General features: G+C 46.9%; 8 protein-coding genes. All 8 read left to right on the forward strand.

The window, feature by feature from the left end; translation table 11 throughout:
- Positions 1-80 precede the first annotated feature (80 nt).
- Entirely contained in the window at positions 81-3,959 is a 3,879-nt protein-coding gene (locus AVCA_RS04360; RefSeq protein WP_012699624.1) for an AMP-binding protein, read from the forward strand.
- A gap of 28 nt (positions 3,960-3,987) precedes the next feature.
- A complete protein-coding gene (locus tag AVCA_RS04365; RefSeq protein WP_041806938.1) occupies positions 3,988-4,554 on the forward strand; it encodes an AMP-binding enzyme in 567 nt (188 codons plus the stop codon).
- On the forward strand, positions 4,548-4,823 hold the full coding sequence (locus AVCA_RS04370) for a phosphopantetheine-binding protein (protein WP_041806940.1): 276 nt from the start codon (positions 4,548-4,550) through the stop codon (positions 4,821-4,823). The genes AVCA_RS04365 and AVCA_RS04370 overlap by 7 nt, the downstream gene beginning before the upstream one ends.
- Before the next feature lie 147 nt (positions 4,824-4,970).
- On the forward strand, positions 4,971-9,137 hold the full coding sequence (locus tag AVCA_RS04375; RefSeq protein WP_012699625.1) for a non-ribosomal peptide synthetase: 4,167 nt from the start codon (positions 4,971-4,973) through the stop codon (positions 9,135-9,137).
- A gap of 922 nt (positions 9,138-10,059) precedes the next feature.
- Complete coding sequence (locus tag AVCA_RS04380; RefSeq protein ID WP_004543203.1) at positions 10,060-11,892, forward strand: DUF4135 domain-containing protein; 1,833 nt, start codon at positions 10,060-10,062, stop codon at positions 11,890-11,892.
- Between the two features lie 44 nt (positions 11,893-11,936).
- A complete protein-coding gene (locus AVCA_RS23960) occupies positions 11,937-12,791 on the forward strand; it encodes a lanthionine synthetase LanC family protein (protein WP_232294630.1) in 855 nt (284 codons plus the stop codon).
- Complete coding sequence (locus AVCA_RS04385) at positions 12,792-14,453, forward strand: ABC transporter ATP-binding protein (protein WP_012699627.1); 1,662 nt, start codon at positions 12,792-12,794, stop codon at positions 14,451-14,453.
- Positions 14,446-15,075, forward strand: coding sequence for a thiol:disulfide interchange protein DsbA/DsbL (locus AVCA_RS23965; RefSeq protein ID WP_236616349.1), 630 nt, complete (start codon positions 14,446-14,448; stop codon positions 15,073-15,075). The genes AVCA_RS04385 and AVCA_RS23965 overlap by 8 nt, the downstream gene beginning before the upstream one ends.
- Positions 15,076-15,079 lie beyond the last annotated feature (4 nt).

A 15,079-nucleotide genomic window follows, 5' to 3' on the forward strand; every position in this document is an offset into this window, starting at 1 on the left:
AGTAATGTTCATTGCTGATGGCTATCTTGTGTTGTTGAGTGCTTTGATTTTTGATTTATGGAAGTCAATTTTGCAAGGATATGGGCATGCTCGAAAGGAGCTATCGGCTGCTGGCCGCACAGGAGGGTTTTTATTATGGTCATGAGTTGCGTGATAATAAAGCTGATTTCAATGTGGCTGAATATGTTGTTATTGAAGGCGAGTTTGATGTTGATCGGTTCTATCAAGCCAATAAAAGCGTGCTGGCAGATATAGAGACGTTGAGCTTTGTTTTTCGCTCTCATGATGGCCATGGTAGGCAGCAACACTTGCCGCGTCCAGTTAAGCTCGAGTTGGTTGACCTGCGTGGTCTCTCAACAGGTTTCGAGATTGCTTTGAGCCAAATGACGGTGGACTCAGCTAAGCCCTTCGATATCACTAACGATGTTTTGTACCGTCAATGCCTGTACAGGATCAGCGACAGCTGTCAACTCTGGTACTTCTGCAGTCACCATCTCGTACTTGACGCTTTTGCCATGCTTCAGGTCTTAAGTCGGGTGGCCAAAGCTTATCGCTCTGTAGGAGCAGTAGTAATCGACCGGACAGCCTCGAATTTTTCTGCCGTCGTATCTGCAGAAGATGCCTATCTGGAATCAGCCACTTATGCTCTCAACTATGATTATTGGCAACACCAAGTGTCCTTGCTGCCGGAACCAACAAGCCTCAGCCCGAAGCCACAACATGCAGGAGAGTGCCTGCGTTTCTCCTGTGAAGAGCCTGTGCCGACGGGGTGGTTTGGCCTCATGGCGGAGAAGGTAGATTGGCCAAGTCGATTGATAACGAGCTTGCTGGTCTATCTGTGGATGATGAGCGGAAATCGTAGGCAGGTTATTGGTATCCCCATGCTAGCCCGGAAAGCGCCAGCCGAATGGGCGGTCCCCGCTTGCCGCGTGAATGTCTTGCCACTGTCCGTCGAGCTTTGCGCTGAGGCCAGCGTCGAGCAGACCCTGGCAGCTGTCAGTGACCGCCTCTCGCAACTCAAGCGTCACCAGCAGTATCCCGCTGGAGCGCTGTCCAGTGGCCTGCAATCCTTGCCCTTCAATACCGTGCTGAATATCTTGCCCTTCACGCCCCACGTTATGTTTGACATACAGCAGGAAAGTGAAGTGCGGAACATCAGGGCGGGTGCAGTCAACGACATCGCTTTCACTGTCAGGCCTGACTTGGCCGGGTCAAGGCTGCATGTCACCGTCGATGCCAATGGCCGCTTGTACTCCGCGAGCGACCTGCAAATGCATGTTAGTGGATTGTTGAACGTCGTTCGCACCCTGATGGCGCAACCGCAAATCCATCTGTCGGCGCTGCCTAGGCCTAGGCCCATGGCTTGGCTGGAAGGGGCTCGAGCTTGCGCACGTCAGGATGTACTCAGTTCGATTTTCGACCGTGCTCAGAACCAAGGAAAGCAGGTCGCGCTGACAGACATCTGCAATCCACAGGAGAACTGGCAAAGTATCACTTATCAGGTGTTGGTTGATGAGGTCGAGCGGTTGGCTCATTCTTTGCGAGAGTGTGCGGCTTTTGATCTGTTAGTACTAGATTTGCCTCGCTCCAGCGATTCCATCCTTTTCATGCTGATAGCTCTGCGCTTGGGTGTGCCTTTCGTCGTTCTCAATCCCATGAGGGCGCAACAGATGCTAGAGGTCCTGGTCCAGCATGCTACTCACGCCTTGCTGGTGGCCAGGCAGGAAGTATCTAGCGACTCTGCCGGGTGGCAGGAAAGTGCGCAGTACCTGCAGATAAAAGGATATGAGGCACTGCGCTTCACGCGTTTGCAGGGTGAGGGCACAAGCGGATTCGGTGCGCTTGCCTACTTGATGTTCACATCAGGTACCGCTGGTAAGGCCAAGGCAGTGAAGATATCTAGGCAAGCAATGGATGCGTTTGTCGGCACGGCGGTTAATCGATATGGCTTCGACACTACGGATGTAGTACTCAACTTCTCGGAGCATTTTTTCGATGCCTGCATTGAGGAGATTTTCGGGGCATTGACCGCCGGTGCTCGGCTGGTGATTCGTCCAGCCGATGCTCATAGGTCGACGCGGCATTTCCTCAGCTTCTGTGCTATGCAGGCGATCACTGTCCTTGACTTACCCACAGCCTATTGGCATGAAATGGCTATTGCCATGGATGCCCATATGATGAAGCGTACCCGGGTACGCCTTGTGGTCATCGGTGGGGAGCGTGTGTCCGAGCAGGCTCTATACCATTGGTTCGAGAAAGTCGGTGATAGTCCCCAGCTATTCAACTCCTATGGGCCGACAGAGGCTACTGTAGTTGCCACCTGTGCATTGCTGGACAAGGCAGAAGGGGCTTCGATAGGGCGCCCCTTAGCCGGAGTGCAGTGCGCGATCCTGGGCCCTGGGCTAACACTTCTGCCACAAGGAGCGAGTGGTGAGCTGCTGCTATTCGGTGATACGCTCGCCGAAGGTTACCTAGGTGATGCAGAACGCACTACAGAAAGATTCGTCGAGATCTGCATCGATGGAAAAATGCGTCGTGGCTACCGCACTGGTGATCTAGCACTCCTAGGCAGGGACAACCAGTTGCACTACATGGGCCGCCTAGACCATGAGGTGAAGATCGCCGGTCAACGGCTGAATCTGTCTGAGCTGGAGGCCTTGATCGAAGCCTGTGCCGGAGTCAGGGAAGTCTGCGTCGTACTGCAAGAAAGTATCTTTCCTCGGTCACTGAGCGCGCATATCTATGGTGATCCAGCACTAGAGCAGACGGTTCGCCGAGACTTGGGCTCTCAGATAGCGCCTGAGTTCCTGCCGCGCAGCTATCACTGGCATGCCTCGCCACTTCCCAAAACTTTCTCGGGGAAAATCGATCGTGCCCAGCTCCAGCGCCATGGCAAAAAGACGCCCCCCTTGTCCTTGCCAAAGATTGTTGAGCGGCAGGGCTGGCTCGAGCAGCATGTGCGCATGATCTGGTGCGAAAGCTTGGGAAGCAATGAGGCTCTCGATTTTTTTCAGCAGGGCGGTGACTCGTTAATGGCATTGCGTATGGTCAACCGGCTGAATGCCGAACTCGGCTTGGCATTGACTATGGAGACGGTGTTTGATTCGAAGACCCTGAAGGGACTACTTGCCTATATTGTTCGGGAAATAACGAAACTCGGTTTGCAAGTTGATTGCTTGGAACTGCGCAATGCATTGTTGAAACCACCTTCTCCTGTGCAATGGTCAGCTCGGCGCACGGTTTTCCTCGAAGCGCATCCGCTGCACCACTTTGCTGATCTGCAAGGATTGGCCGAAAAGCTGGACCTTTACTTGGTCGTGAGTCGTAATGACGATGCTCAGCCAGTGGGCAAAGACTGCTCTGTCCAAGACAGGCTGTACTGGCACGATGTACAGGGCGGCTTATGGCATCAAGGCCAAGCTTGGCCTGTGACACAGATACCCGCAGTGCAATACGCAATCTTCATCATGCCGCACCGTCCAGAAGCCTATCCGGCTTGGTCGCAGCGATGCCTGGAAAGGCTCAGGCAACTACAGATGCACAATCTGGAGCGTGCACTGATCGTTACCGATCGGGAGGGCCGGCGCTGGTTCGAAAAACACATCTTGTCGGCTGCGGAATGCAAACGGCTGGAATTTCACACATGTTCACCTCACGCGCTGCAGGAGCGGCAACATCAGGAAGAACTGATCGTGGACTGGTCTGTGCGTATAGGTTACTTCCCAGATCTGAACTTGCCGCCATGCTTCGTAAGCATGCGTAATCTGCTTGCTGAATTAGCCGGCCGGCCAGGGCGGGTACGCATGTCTGTTCGGGATCGCCTGTTCGCACGAGCGCAAAGTTTCAACCCCGATGTGAAAGTCTGTAGCTTTGCCCAATGGCTGAAAGAAATCACTCGATACTCAGGGAGCCCCTGCCATAGGTTGGAGCAGCGCACTGTATACCGTTTGAACTTGTGAACAACAACTGCACACCAAGGAGCAGGTTGTGGATATAAGAGAAAAGACACCGAATTGGCCAGAGTCTTTCAATCGCTTGTATATTGAAAAGAACTACTGGGCTGAAGAGACCTTCGTTTCGTTGCTCGATACTGATGCACGACGTATTGCCTATTCACCGGCAAATGTGGGCGGCGAGTGCACCATTACCTACCGACAACTCCGCACTCTTAAGTACTCGGTCTTCAAGAGGGCGCGCGGCAGAGCACTGGAATTGGATGACCTGTTCAAGGACCAGATCAACAAGGGTGCCGAGAAAGTATCACCTGAGAAGGCGGAGGATGTGATCATCAAAACTGGCCTTGTCAGTGATGCGGTTGTTGTCGCGCAAGTGGATGAGTACGTGGGCGATAGGATCGTCGGTATTGTCATCGCCAACTCAAGCACCAATCTTACGGACCTCAAGCGCCACTTGCATGGCATCATGGCCAATTATAAGTTACCGGATGTCTTCATTGAGGTTGAGCACTTTCCAACGACGGGGGTTGGCAAACTGAGTCGCAGGGCCTTAAGGCAACAGGTCCAGCTGCAATTGCTCAAGGCCAAGAAATGCTGACAGTCAATGAAGAACAAAGGCTGCAACGCAATGAGATCAGAGCCTTTCTGCTTGGGCAGGTCAGTGCTCTGTGTGGCTTGAATGAGATACCCGACGACCAAGTGCCACTAATTGAATTGGGAATGGACTCGGTTCGTTTGCTTAGCCTGCTGGAAGCCTTGCGCCGTCAGGGTGTGGCGTTGGGGTTCATCGATGTCATGGAAAACCCCTCGCTGCTAGAGCTCGAACAGTTGGTCGCGGAGCGTTTGACGAGACAAACTCACCCATAATGAACGCGCTTAGGGAAAATTCGAACAAGTTCTTTTTTCGCACGAAACATCCCTGAAAACCGCGTAATTGCTAGGGCCTCTTGTCAAATGGCGACTTATTCGGAGTTTCCCTAGTGAGAAGATGTGCCGGGAGAATAGAAAGTGGATATGGATGGCTTGTCTGCACTAATCGAATTAGCGGAAAAAGGATGGGCATTCGAGCGGGTCAGTGCCGAGCGCTTGGATATTTGTCGGTCGACTAATAATGAAGGCGAGGCACTGTGGCAGCATAGCAAAGCGCAGATTTTTGAGTTTTTGAGTGACACCGAAAAAAGTCAAGATGAGCGGACAGGTATCCGTTCGGTCAGGCCGGGCGAAACGTTTGTGGTAAACCGTTATGCTGGCCAGTATCTATGGGTGTTCGATAACCTCAGACACCATAGTGCGCTCTACAATATTCCGTTGTGCAAGCGGATAAGCGGGTCAGTGGATGTAGAGCGCTTAATTTACGCGTTGTCTCGACTGGTGCAGCACCATGGCATCTTCGCTACGGTCTATCAGTTGCAGGAGGCACAGTTGCATATGTCTACTAGGGTATTACCTACCAGTTTGTTTGCTGACGCCCTGACCGACATTTCGGGACTGAGTACTTCACAACAGCAGCAATGGTTGGAAAACTTCACCTTGGAATGCAGCCAGTGTGCGTTCGATCTCAGTTGTGAGGTTCCAATCCGCTGTCGTATCGTTCGTACTAGAGATGACGAGCATTGGTTGTTCCTGACGTTCCATCATTCGGCGGTCGATGGCTGGTCGATTGGTCAGTTCCTCAACGAGTTGAGCGCCACCTATCAAGATCTCTCTTTCGTACCGGACTGTTTACCCGCTGCTTGGAGTTACGCTCAGAATCCGTTTGCCTTCATAGCCTCGGTCGACGAAAGCTTGGCATTTTGGATGAAGGAACTTGAGCATGCTCCGGCTCGCCACGGCCTAGCCTATGATGCTGTAGAGAAGCATACTGATTTACACAAAAACGTAGTGACTTCGATACTTTCCGAGGCCTCTTTGCAATCCTTAAAAGGCTTTTCCCGGGCCCATGGGGTTTCGATCTCGGTTGTACTGCAAGCCACCTTTGTTCTACTGCTATCGAAGCTGAGTCGGCAACGTCGTATTGTAATCGGTACTCCAGTGGCCAATCGCCCCCATGTTGAACTTAACACTGCATTGGGTAGTTTTGTAAACACTATTGCACTTTATTTTAATCTAGAGGAAGTACAAAGCTTTTCTGATCTTGTGCAAGTAGCTCAAGATAAATTAATACGCTCGCATCCGCACCATGGTTTGCCATTCTCCTACGTGGTTGAGCAGCTTCGTCCAGAACGTGGTGATTTCAATCCAATTTACCAGATTCTTTTCGTTTGCCAACACCAGCAGGATAGCCACCTGCAGTTTGTGGATGCACAAGTTCATGATGTACAACGAACCTACTCAACCCCTAAAAGTGACCTTGCACTCGAGGTCATCCTGCACCAGGATAGGATAACGTTGGAGTGGCAGTTCCATCCCAACTACTTCTCCTTTGACAGGATTGCGTCGTTTGCCCAGCATTTTCTCAACTTGCTTGAGCAGGTTATGAAGGCTCCCTCACTACCGCTAGGTTGCTTCGGTCTCATGTCTCCGAAGCGAAGGAAGACCTTACTCGAACTGTCGATGGGGGACCAGGTTGATGTGTTTGTTGGACAAACACTCGATCGACTGATGGAGCAGTCAAAATCACGTTTCGCCGACAATATTGCGGTGATCGATGGTAATGATCAATATACCTATGCGCAGCTGTTTGCCGGTGCTAAGAGCCTAGCCGGATATCTTGACTCGCTCTGCGAGCCACAGGCGATTGTCGCTGTCCAGATCAAGCGGGGCTATCTGCAGGCCCTGCTGTTGCTTGCTACCGTGCTTAGTGGGCGAGTTTACCTTCCGCTGGCTATGGACACGCCGATATCGCGTGCCCGCAGTATCCTTGAGTCATCAGGTTGCACCCTGCTGATCGGCGATGTGCTCGATGAACAGATGTACCCAGGTATTCGGGTATTGCCCTCGCGGATACTGTGGTGCCAGCTTGAGCATGCTCCATTTACCCGTGATACATCGATCAGCCCCTCTGATTTAGCATATTTGATCTACACCTCGGGAACCACAGGGACACCCAAGGGCGTCGCCATCGAACATGCGGCGGTGTGCAATACACTATTGGCAATGAACCAATATTTCGGCGTGTCGCAACACGACAGGGTTTTGGCCATTTCCAACATAAGTTTCGACTTATCTGTATATGACCTGTTCGGTACTTGGACTGCTGGTGCCTGCGTGGTCCTGTTGTCCGAGTCGGCAAGTAAGGATCCTGCCAGTTGGGTACAGGCCATTCATGCGAACCACGTCAGCGTATGGAACTCAGTGCCCATGGTACTACAAATGATGCTCGCTTTCGTTCAGGGGTTGAGACTGAATACCTTTCCGGGAGTCCGACACATTTGGTTGAGTGGCGATTGGATTCCGCCGAAGCTAATCGAACAGGCTAGATGCTGCTTTCCACAGGCCAAAATCATTAGCTTGGGCGGAGCTACCGAAGGCTCCATCTGGTCGATCTACCATCCACTGCAAGACCAAGTCTACCTTGGCAGTATCCCCTACGGTAGAGCATTGCCCAACCAAGGTATGTTCGTCCTAGATGAACAACTGGAGCTTTGTGATTTCGGGGTCAGTGGCGATATTTACATTGCTGGTTACGGTGTCGCTCGAGGTTATCACCAAGCCCCCCGGTTGACCGAGAGTAAATTTACCGTCCATCCCCAACTGAAGCAGCGCCTATACAAGACCGGTGATCGTGGACGTTGGCATACAGCGGGTTACATCGAGTTTCTGGGACGGGAGGACAAGCAGGTCAAGATCCAAGGGTACAGGGTCGAACTTGGCGAAGTCGAATCTGTGCTAAAACGCGCTAGTTTCGTACGTGATGCAGTTGTGTTGATTCGATCCTCAACGGGGGGAGGCGGTTCCTACCTAGAGGCCCATATCGTTGCGTCGCCGTTGACAGCACAGTTAGAGCCGACGCTTCGAGCACATGCGGCATTGCTGCTAAGCCCTTACATGCAACCGTTGCACTATGGTTTTTATGAGCAATTCCCGTTGTCGGCCAATGGCAAGGTGGATACTAGCCGCTTGAGGAGGCTGGCACCGATGCGTGCGTCATCCACTTCTGGATGGGATGCGGATGAACACCTTTTCAAGCTCATGGAAATTGTTTCTGTGGTTCTAGACAGACCAATGGCGGAGCTCGATCCACAGCACAGCTTCTATCAGTTGGGCGGCACATCTCTGCAGGCGGTTAGTCTGGCAGTCAAAGGAGCCACGCATTGGCAAGTTAACCTATCGATCACGGACATCTTGGAGGCGTCCTCATTGGTCGAGCTGGCTGAGAAGATCCGTGTGGTACCTCTGGTTCTGTCGAAGCTATCGACTTTCGAGCAGGCTTCTGTTGGCGCCTTGAGTTTGTGCTTCGTGCATGCTGCCGGAGGGCATCTCGAGCCATATCGCACACTCCAGACACGCTATGCGGGGCGTTGCAATCTGTTCGGATTGAGCAGCCCTGCATTGGCCAGCATCGGTCCTGACTGCGAACTGGCTTTTGAAGCGTTGCTCGAAGCTCATGTCAATTCGTTGCTGGACATTCCCAGTCAAGGGCACTTGGTGCTGGTTGGCTGGTCATTGGGTGGCATTCTAGCGATGAACCTGTGTGAACGCTTGGTGCGCCATGGCATCAGAGTTAGACATGTAGTAGTAGTAGACTCGGGTTTGGATTATGCGCCAATGGTTGGCAAGGGGCGCACCAAGCAGTGGTTGAGACTGGTCGCCAATGCGGTGGAGATGTACGGACTCGACAAGCACTGCCTGATAGTGAAAGGGGCTGAGGGTTTCAGTTCGTTCGCTGGGCTGCTTAAGTACCTCTATACCGTCAATGAGGAGAAACTGAGCGCTGTGCTCTCAAGATCCCAGTTTGAAGTCAGCGCCTGGGCTTTGGAGCGAGCATGTCGGTTATTGGCCGAGGCGAGTATCCCGAAGCTCGATACGGCTTTGAGTGTTCACTTGTGCCAGACCCATCAGACTATTGCTTCATCGCAGATTCTGCGTTGGCAGGATCTGAGTCCTAAGGTCGATATCATCGAGCTGGCTGCTGAGCATAATAGTATCCTTAGTGTACCGTCCTTTCTGCGCTCTTTGGACAGCTTGCTCGAAAGTTTACAGGTTTCGGAAGGTAAAGCAATTGACACGGCGAACGGGTAGGTAGAGAGCCCGTTGCAGGCTGGATAGCATTTCGGTGCGTTTATATAGATGCCTCCCGGAACGTAATAATAGTAGCCATGCTGGTGTTTTCAGGGCCAGCATCAATTGGAGATTTCTGGCATTTGGGGCGTAGATAAATCTGTTCGACTACATCTGCTTTTACAATCAGTACTGCCGTCATTTAATGCTGGGCTATTCCATCCCGATGGAGTCTGAACGGAGATGTATGAGCAGTAGTTTTAATTTTCTGTCCAGCGGCTCCCCAATAGACCAAGCTGAAATTTCTCGAAACAAGGTGCGAAAACTAAAAGTTACTTAATCGCTTGCCTTCCTGCAAATTGAAACCAAATATACTAGTCTCACTAGACAGATATTGTTTAGAGCGTCTTCTAGAAGAAGGAAAGCCAAGCCATGGACCGGATCTATTTTCACTTCTCTCCGTCAACTCACGGCTGCCAAACGCTGAGTTGGACCAGTTGATGTGTCTGTAGAAGCTGCGCTCCTGACAAGTAGCGTTACACCATCTAAAACATAGAATAAATTTGTCCCACTCACTCCCTTGATCAGTATTCGGGTAGATAGTGATTTAATTGAGTCTGACATGACATGTCTGACTCAATTAACACATTAATTCAACTAAAGAGTGCGAATATAATGAATGCAACTACGAATAGTCTGCTTGTCGATGCTATAAGCAAACGCCACGCAAATTCTGAAAATTTTAAAGAGTGTCTCTCTCCTGCTCAAATTATTGCGGAATACATGTTAGGAATTGAAACAATAAATTATGGTGAGGATGAGTTGATAGCCTCAACTAGTCTTTGTACGCAGTGTTGGAACGCATGCTGCCTAACGTCATACTCGACCGATTCCGTAATGAACGGAACTTGTATGTGCACCTCCGAAGAAAAAAATGGAGTAGTTGTTTTCCACTAAGTCAAAAGCGCGCCACCTGGGTGGTGGCGCGCCCATTAAAAGAGAAACAGAAGTGATATACGCAACAGCAATCAATGGTGGCGATTGTGTTACTGCAGCAAATTATAATGGTAAACATAGGGTTCTTGTTGAGGTAATAATTAATGATATCCTAGAAAGAACATGTTTTGATAAGCGCAAAGATATCCATAGAAAGCTTGTGACAGCACTGGCTGGATATGCAGCAAATAAAATTGATCTATATATGAGGCATGTTTTGGAGTTTGAGCTTGGGTCCCTGTCTGAGGTACTGGAAAACGTTAATCTAGACTACATAATGGATAGTGATGAATTATATATTGCAATTTTAAAAAAATATCCAGGTCTTGAGCCACTGGTAGATCATCTTGGGTCTTCGCTGATAGAAAATTTTACATTGATAATAAAAAGCTTTGAGGATGCAGAATTTGAACTCGTGAGTAATGGCTATTTGAGTTCGGTAAATAATATTACAAACATCTTCTTGTTGAGCGATGAAAGTCACGATGCTAATAAGAATATTGTGCTTTTTTATGATAGCTACAAACCTGCGTTTGCTCTAAAGTTACGAAATATAACTTTGGAAAAGCAAACTAATGATTTTATATCTGGTTTTCTAAGAGAAAATATGGGTTTTGAGGATTGGAATTTTCCAAATTATCTTGATCATGGTGAGGTTGGTTGGGTAAGTTGGCGACCTCGTCAGGACCTCAATAGTGAAAAGCAGATTACGGAAAGTTATTTTAGATCGGGGGTTCTTGCTTCAATTAGTTGTGCTTTAGGTATAACAGATCTCAATCATGAGAATATAATTATACATGCTGGCTCTCCAGTCATTGTTGATCTTGAAACAACATTACATCACTGTGTTGAAGGGGGCGGTAGCACCAATGCTTTACGGACCGGCCTGTTTCCAAGCTTCCTTAAGCTCGACAGGAATGGCTCGCCAACGGAAGAAAGTTGTGGTATAGGCAACATTTTTCCAGAGTATCGTTTAAAAAGTAAGAATAACGAGGTTTGTTTCGATAATAAAATAGCTAGCCCAATTGACTATATAGAGTATATTAAACAAGGATTGCGACTTGGTTTTGCTAAAGTAATTCAGTATAAAGAGAAATTCGTAGATCACATTGTAAGAATAGAAAACTTTAGGACTAGGTTCATTTTCAAAGCTACATATAGCTACGCCACTATTATTGAGTCATCAATGCATCCTGCCCTTTTGAAGTCGGCAGTTATTAGGGAGGAATATATCACGCAATGTTTTGAATCGGAAAACAAATATGTTGAAGGAGATGAGGCGAAATGGGGAGAAATAAAAGCTTGCTATTTGGGCGACGTACCGAGATTTATAACAACCGCAAATTCATTAATTCTTGATTCTTATTATCAACAAACACCAACAACATTACGCCATATATGTACAGGTGTGTCAAGGACGCTACAATATCTTCAGGATCTAAATGACAAAATCGTAGATGAGGAGATATTTTATATCGAGAAGAGCTATGCCGAAGCATATAGGGTGATGTCAGTTAATGCCAAAAGCTATGAGATAGAAAACTATCAAAAGCTAATAAATTGTGCAAATGAATTCGCACTAAATAATAAAATGCCCGTGTTCTTCATGCCGAGAAATGATTATTGTTTAGAGTTAAAATCCTGTGGGCTAGATATATTTTCCGGTATTGGAGGCATTGTGTATTTGGCAGCGATCAAGAAATTACCCGTTGAAAGCACGATTAGCGATCGAATAATAGCAAATTATATCGAACGACTCAACTCAACTCAACGAAACTAGGAGAGGAAAGCTCTGTAGGCGGAGCATACGTAGGTGCTTTATCTTTGCTGCTACCAATATACAAAAGCTATCACAAGCAATTAGAGCCGTTCACTACCAAAATAATAAAGTGGATTGATTTAAAAATCACAAGTGGGTCGTATAATTACGGTAGAAGTCACGGACTTGTCGCTGGGATAAGTGGTGCAATGTTACTTTCTGCATGTTTTGCGAAAGTTTCTAGTAGCCAAGAGTGGCAAGATATTGCTTTTAAGCTTTTTAATCTGCTTACTATAAAATGCAAAAAGTTGCCTGATGGCACGATAGTTTATGAAAACAACCAAGATTTATCGTTAGGAAAACATCGTGGTCTTTCCGGCCTGGCTCATGGACAGGCGGGGATTGCATACTGTTTTAGTGTGTTCGCTACAATATTTCCCGAAATGCGTGATATATGCCTTTATTATATCAGTGGAATTCTTAGATATGAGTATGATTGTTTTGATCGCCCGACTCTAAATTGGCCTGACTTAAGAGTTAGGCCTCGGCAAGCGTTGGATAGTCATGACTTTAGCTGGGCTTATGGTGGAGCTGGAGTTTACCTCGCACTTGATTATATATCATCTATCTATTCGGTTTCGGAAGTAATTTCTTGTATGGATTTATCATATGACGCATTTGCCTTAAATCTAAATGATTTGACAACGCGCAGTGGATCTATTGCTAATGGAGAGGTCGGGGCCAGATTAATCCGGAGCCGGATCTTTAAAGAATCAATGACTTTAGGTAAAGGGCTTTCCAATAAATATTGTGGATTTGTATCTGGTTGTGGCTTATTGAATGGCCTCTCTGGCTACTATCTTGCTCACTCCCATAGTCAGGAATTTCCCTTGCTGCCTCATGAGCTTTTGGTGATATGAATGATTGAAGATCTCAGGAATGCTTTAAAAGTGCTATCCATGAGCATTGGTCGGAGGCATAAAGCAGAGGCCATATGGATATTTGGCGCTGTTGTTGTATGCTCAATGGTTTCGGCTGTAATCCCACTAATTCTGCAATATGTTCTAGATTCACTTTCTCAAAAATCTAGCACTTTCATTTACCTATTGGCTGCAATGGCTGGTTTTGTATGGCTTTCACAGTGTGGAAAGGACTACATTAATGGTCGTGCTCAAATATTTGTACATGAGACAAATTCAAAATTAGGTGAGGAGTACATTAAGGGAGTGCTAAAGTGTGGTACTAATACTATAATAGATAAAGGTGCAGCATATACTGTACAGGCTTTAAACAATGCAAAAGCAAGCAACAATACCCTAATTCAGTCGGCTTTGCAGTCAATAGCTCCGACCATTTTTGAGATGGCTGTGGCGATCTCAGTGCTGCTGGCCACAGGAAACTATGTTGTAACCTCAGTAATATTGGTATATATTTTATTGTTTGGCCTTATTTCAAGGCGTTTTATTGATGCTCTCTCGCGTGTCTTCCGACAGTGCATATTCTTCAATATGGAGACAGCGAAAAGAGTTAATGGAATAGTTTCAGGTATTGAAACAGTAAAGATTTTGAATGCTAAAAATATAATAATCGAGAAATACAATGTAGACAATAATAAGCTTATTAATGCTTGGAGGGATTTTTATAAGAAAAATTTGAGCTTGAGCTTGGCTAAGTCAACTCTGTTCATTGTTATATTTTTAGGATCATTATGGTTCACTGGCCGCAAAGTAATAGCCGGTTCGATAGGCATAGGTGAATTCGTAATGATTAATACTTATTTGTTCCAAGTGTGCCGGCCGTATGAAAGCCTTCTTCAAACTATAGGTAATGTTATTGAGTCTTTCGCTGGGTATAAGCCATTAATCGATATCATTCGTCTGTCTGAGATAGATGGTTATAAGAGTAGAAATATTTCAATTCATTCAAGGCCGTCTCTTAAGCTTGAGTCGATTTGTTATCGCTACGGTGAAAGTGAAGGCATTGATGATGTTTCTATGACCTTTAAACCCGGCACATTCAATGTGATAACTGGCTCTTCAGGTTCTGGTAAAACAACATTGATCAAGCTGATAATGAGGCTCATACGGCCTCAGAGTGGGCAAGTCGAATATGGTGGGGTAAATATTTATAATATTGATGATGATATTTTTCATGAAAAATTTTCACTTGTGACTCAGGATCTCGGAATATTTAATGAATCTCTTGAGTTTAACCTCAGAGTCGCAAACCCGAATGCTTCTGATCTAGATCTATATGAAGCTCTTTCTAAAGCACAGTTGAGCTATCTTGTAGATAGATCTCCAGAAAAGCTCGGAATTATAGTCGGAGAGAGAGGGTTAAAGCTTTCCGGTGGAGAAAGGCAGAGACTCACCATCGCTCGAATATTCTTGCGTAATCCTGATGTTATTATTTTCGATGAAAGTACATCCTCGCTCGATTATAAAACAGAAAGGTATATTATTGAAGAGATTAAGAAAACATTTTCGGATAAAATAATCTTAATGATTGCACATCGAGATAGTGTTATTGATTCTGCAGATAATGTATTTACCTTGGAGAAGGGGAGGCTTGAGAATGTTTAAATTTTTTTGGGTAGGTCTGTTTTTGGTAGTAATTAATTCCACTTCTTCAGCCCAGGAGTTTATAGCAGGTAAGGATTATTATATTATAGAGCCAGAGCGCTTAGAGTATAGTGGCTCGATTATTGAGTTTTTTAATTATGCATGTATGTACTGCTATCGGGTAGAAACAGATATCGATAGACTGTACGAGCACCTTCCCGAAAAAATTTCTTTTGAAAGAATTCCTGTTGTTATGGGTAAGAAGTATAGGTACGAACCTGCGGCAATTGCTTCATATATATTAAAATTTAACGGCCTAGAAAGTAAATATCATAAGTATATGTTTCAGGTTATCAGGTCGCCACTATCGTGGGAGCTAAAAAAGTATAATCGTCTGTCCGAGAAATCATATCTACAAATTTTCTTTGAGGATTTAGGGCTTTCGGCGGAGAAGTATCAGGATTCGTATATTTACGCCCAAAAGAAATTATCTGACGATAGGGAAAGATTTAAAACGCTTGCATTGACTGGAACACCAACTTTCTTGGTGAGAGGAAAGTATATCGTTAGCGGGTTAAGGCCGGAGCCTTATGCTGAACGCCATTTGGTAAACACATTGATTTATCTGTTACGTTTGGAGTGAGATT

Source organism: Azotobacter vinelandii CA (assembly GCF_000380335.1).
In the GTDB taxonomy this organism is placed as follows: Bacteria; Pseudomonadota; Gammaproteobacteria; order Pseudomonadales; family Pseudomonadaceae; genus Azotobacter; species Azotobacter vinelandii.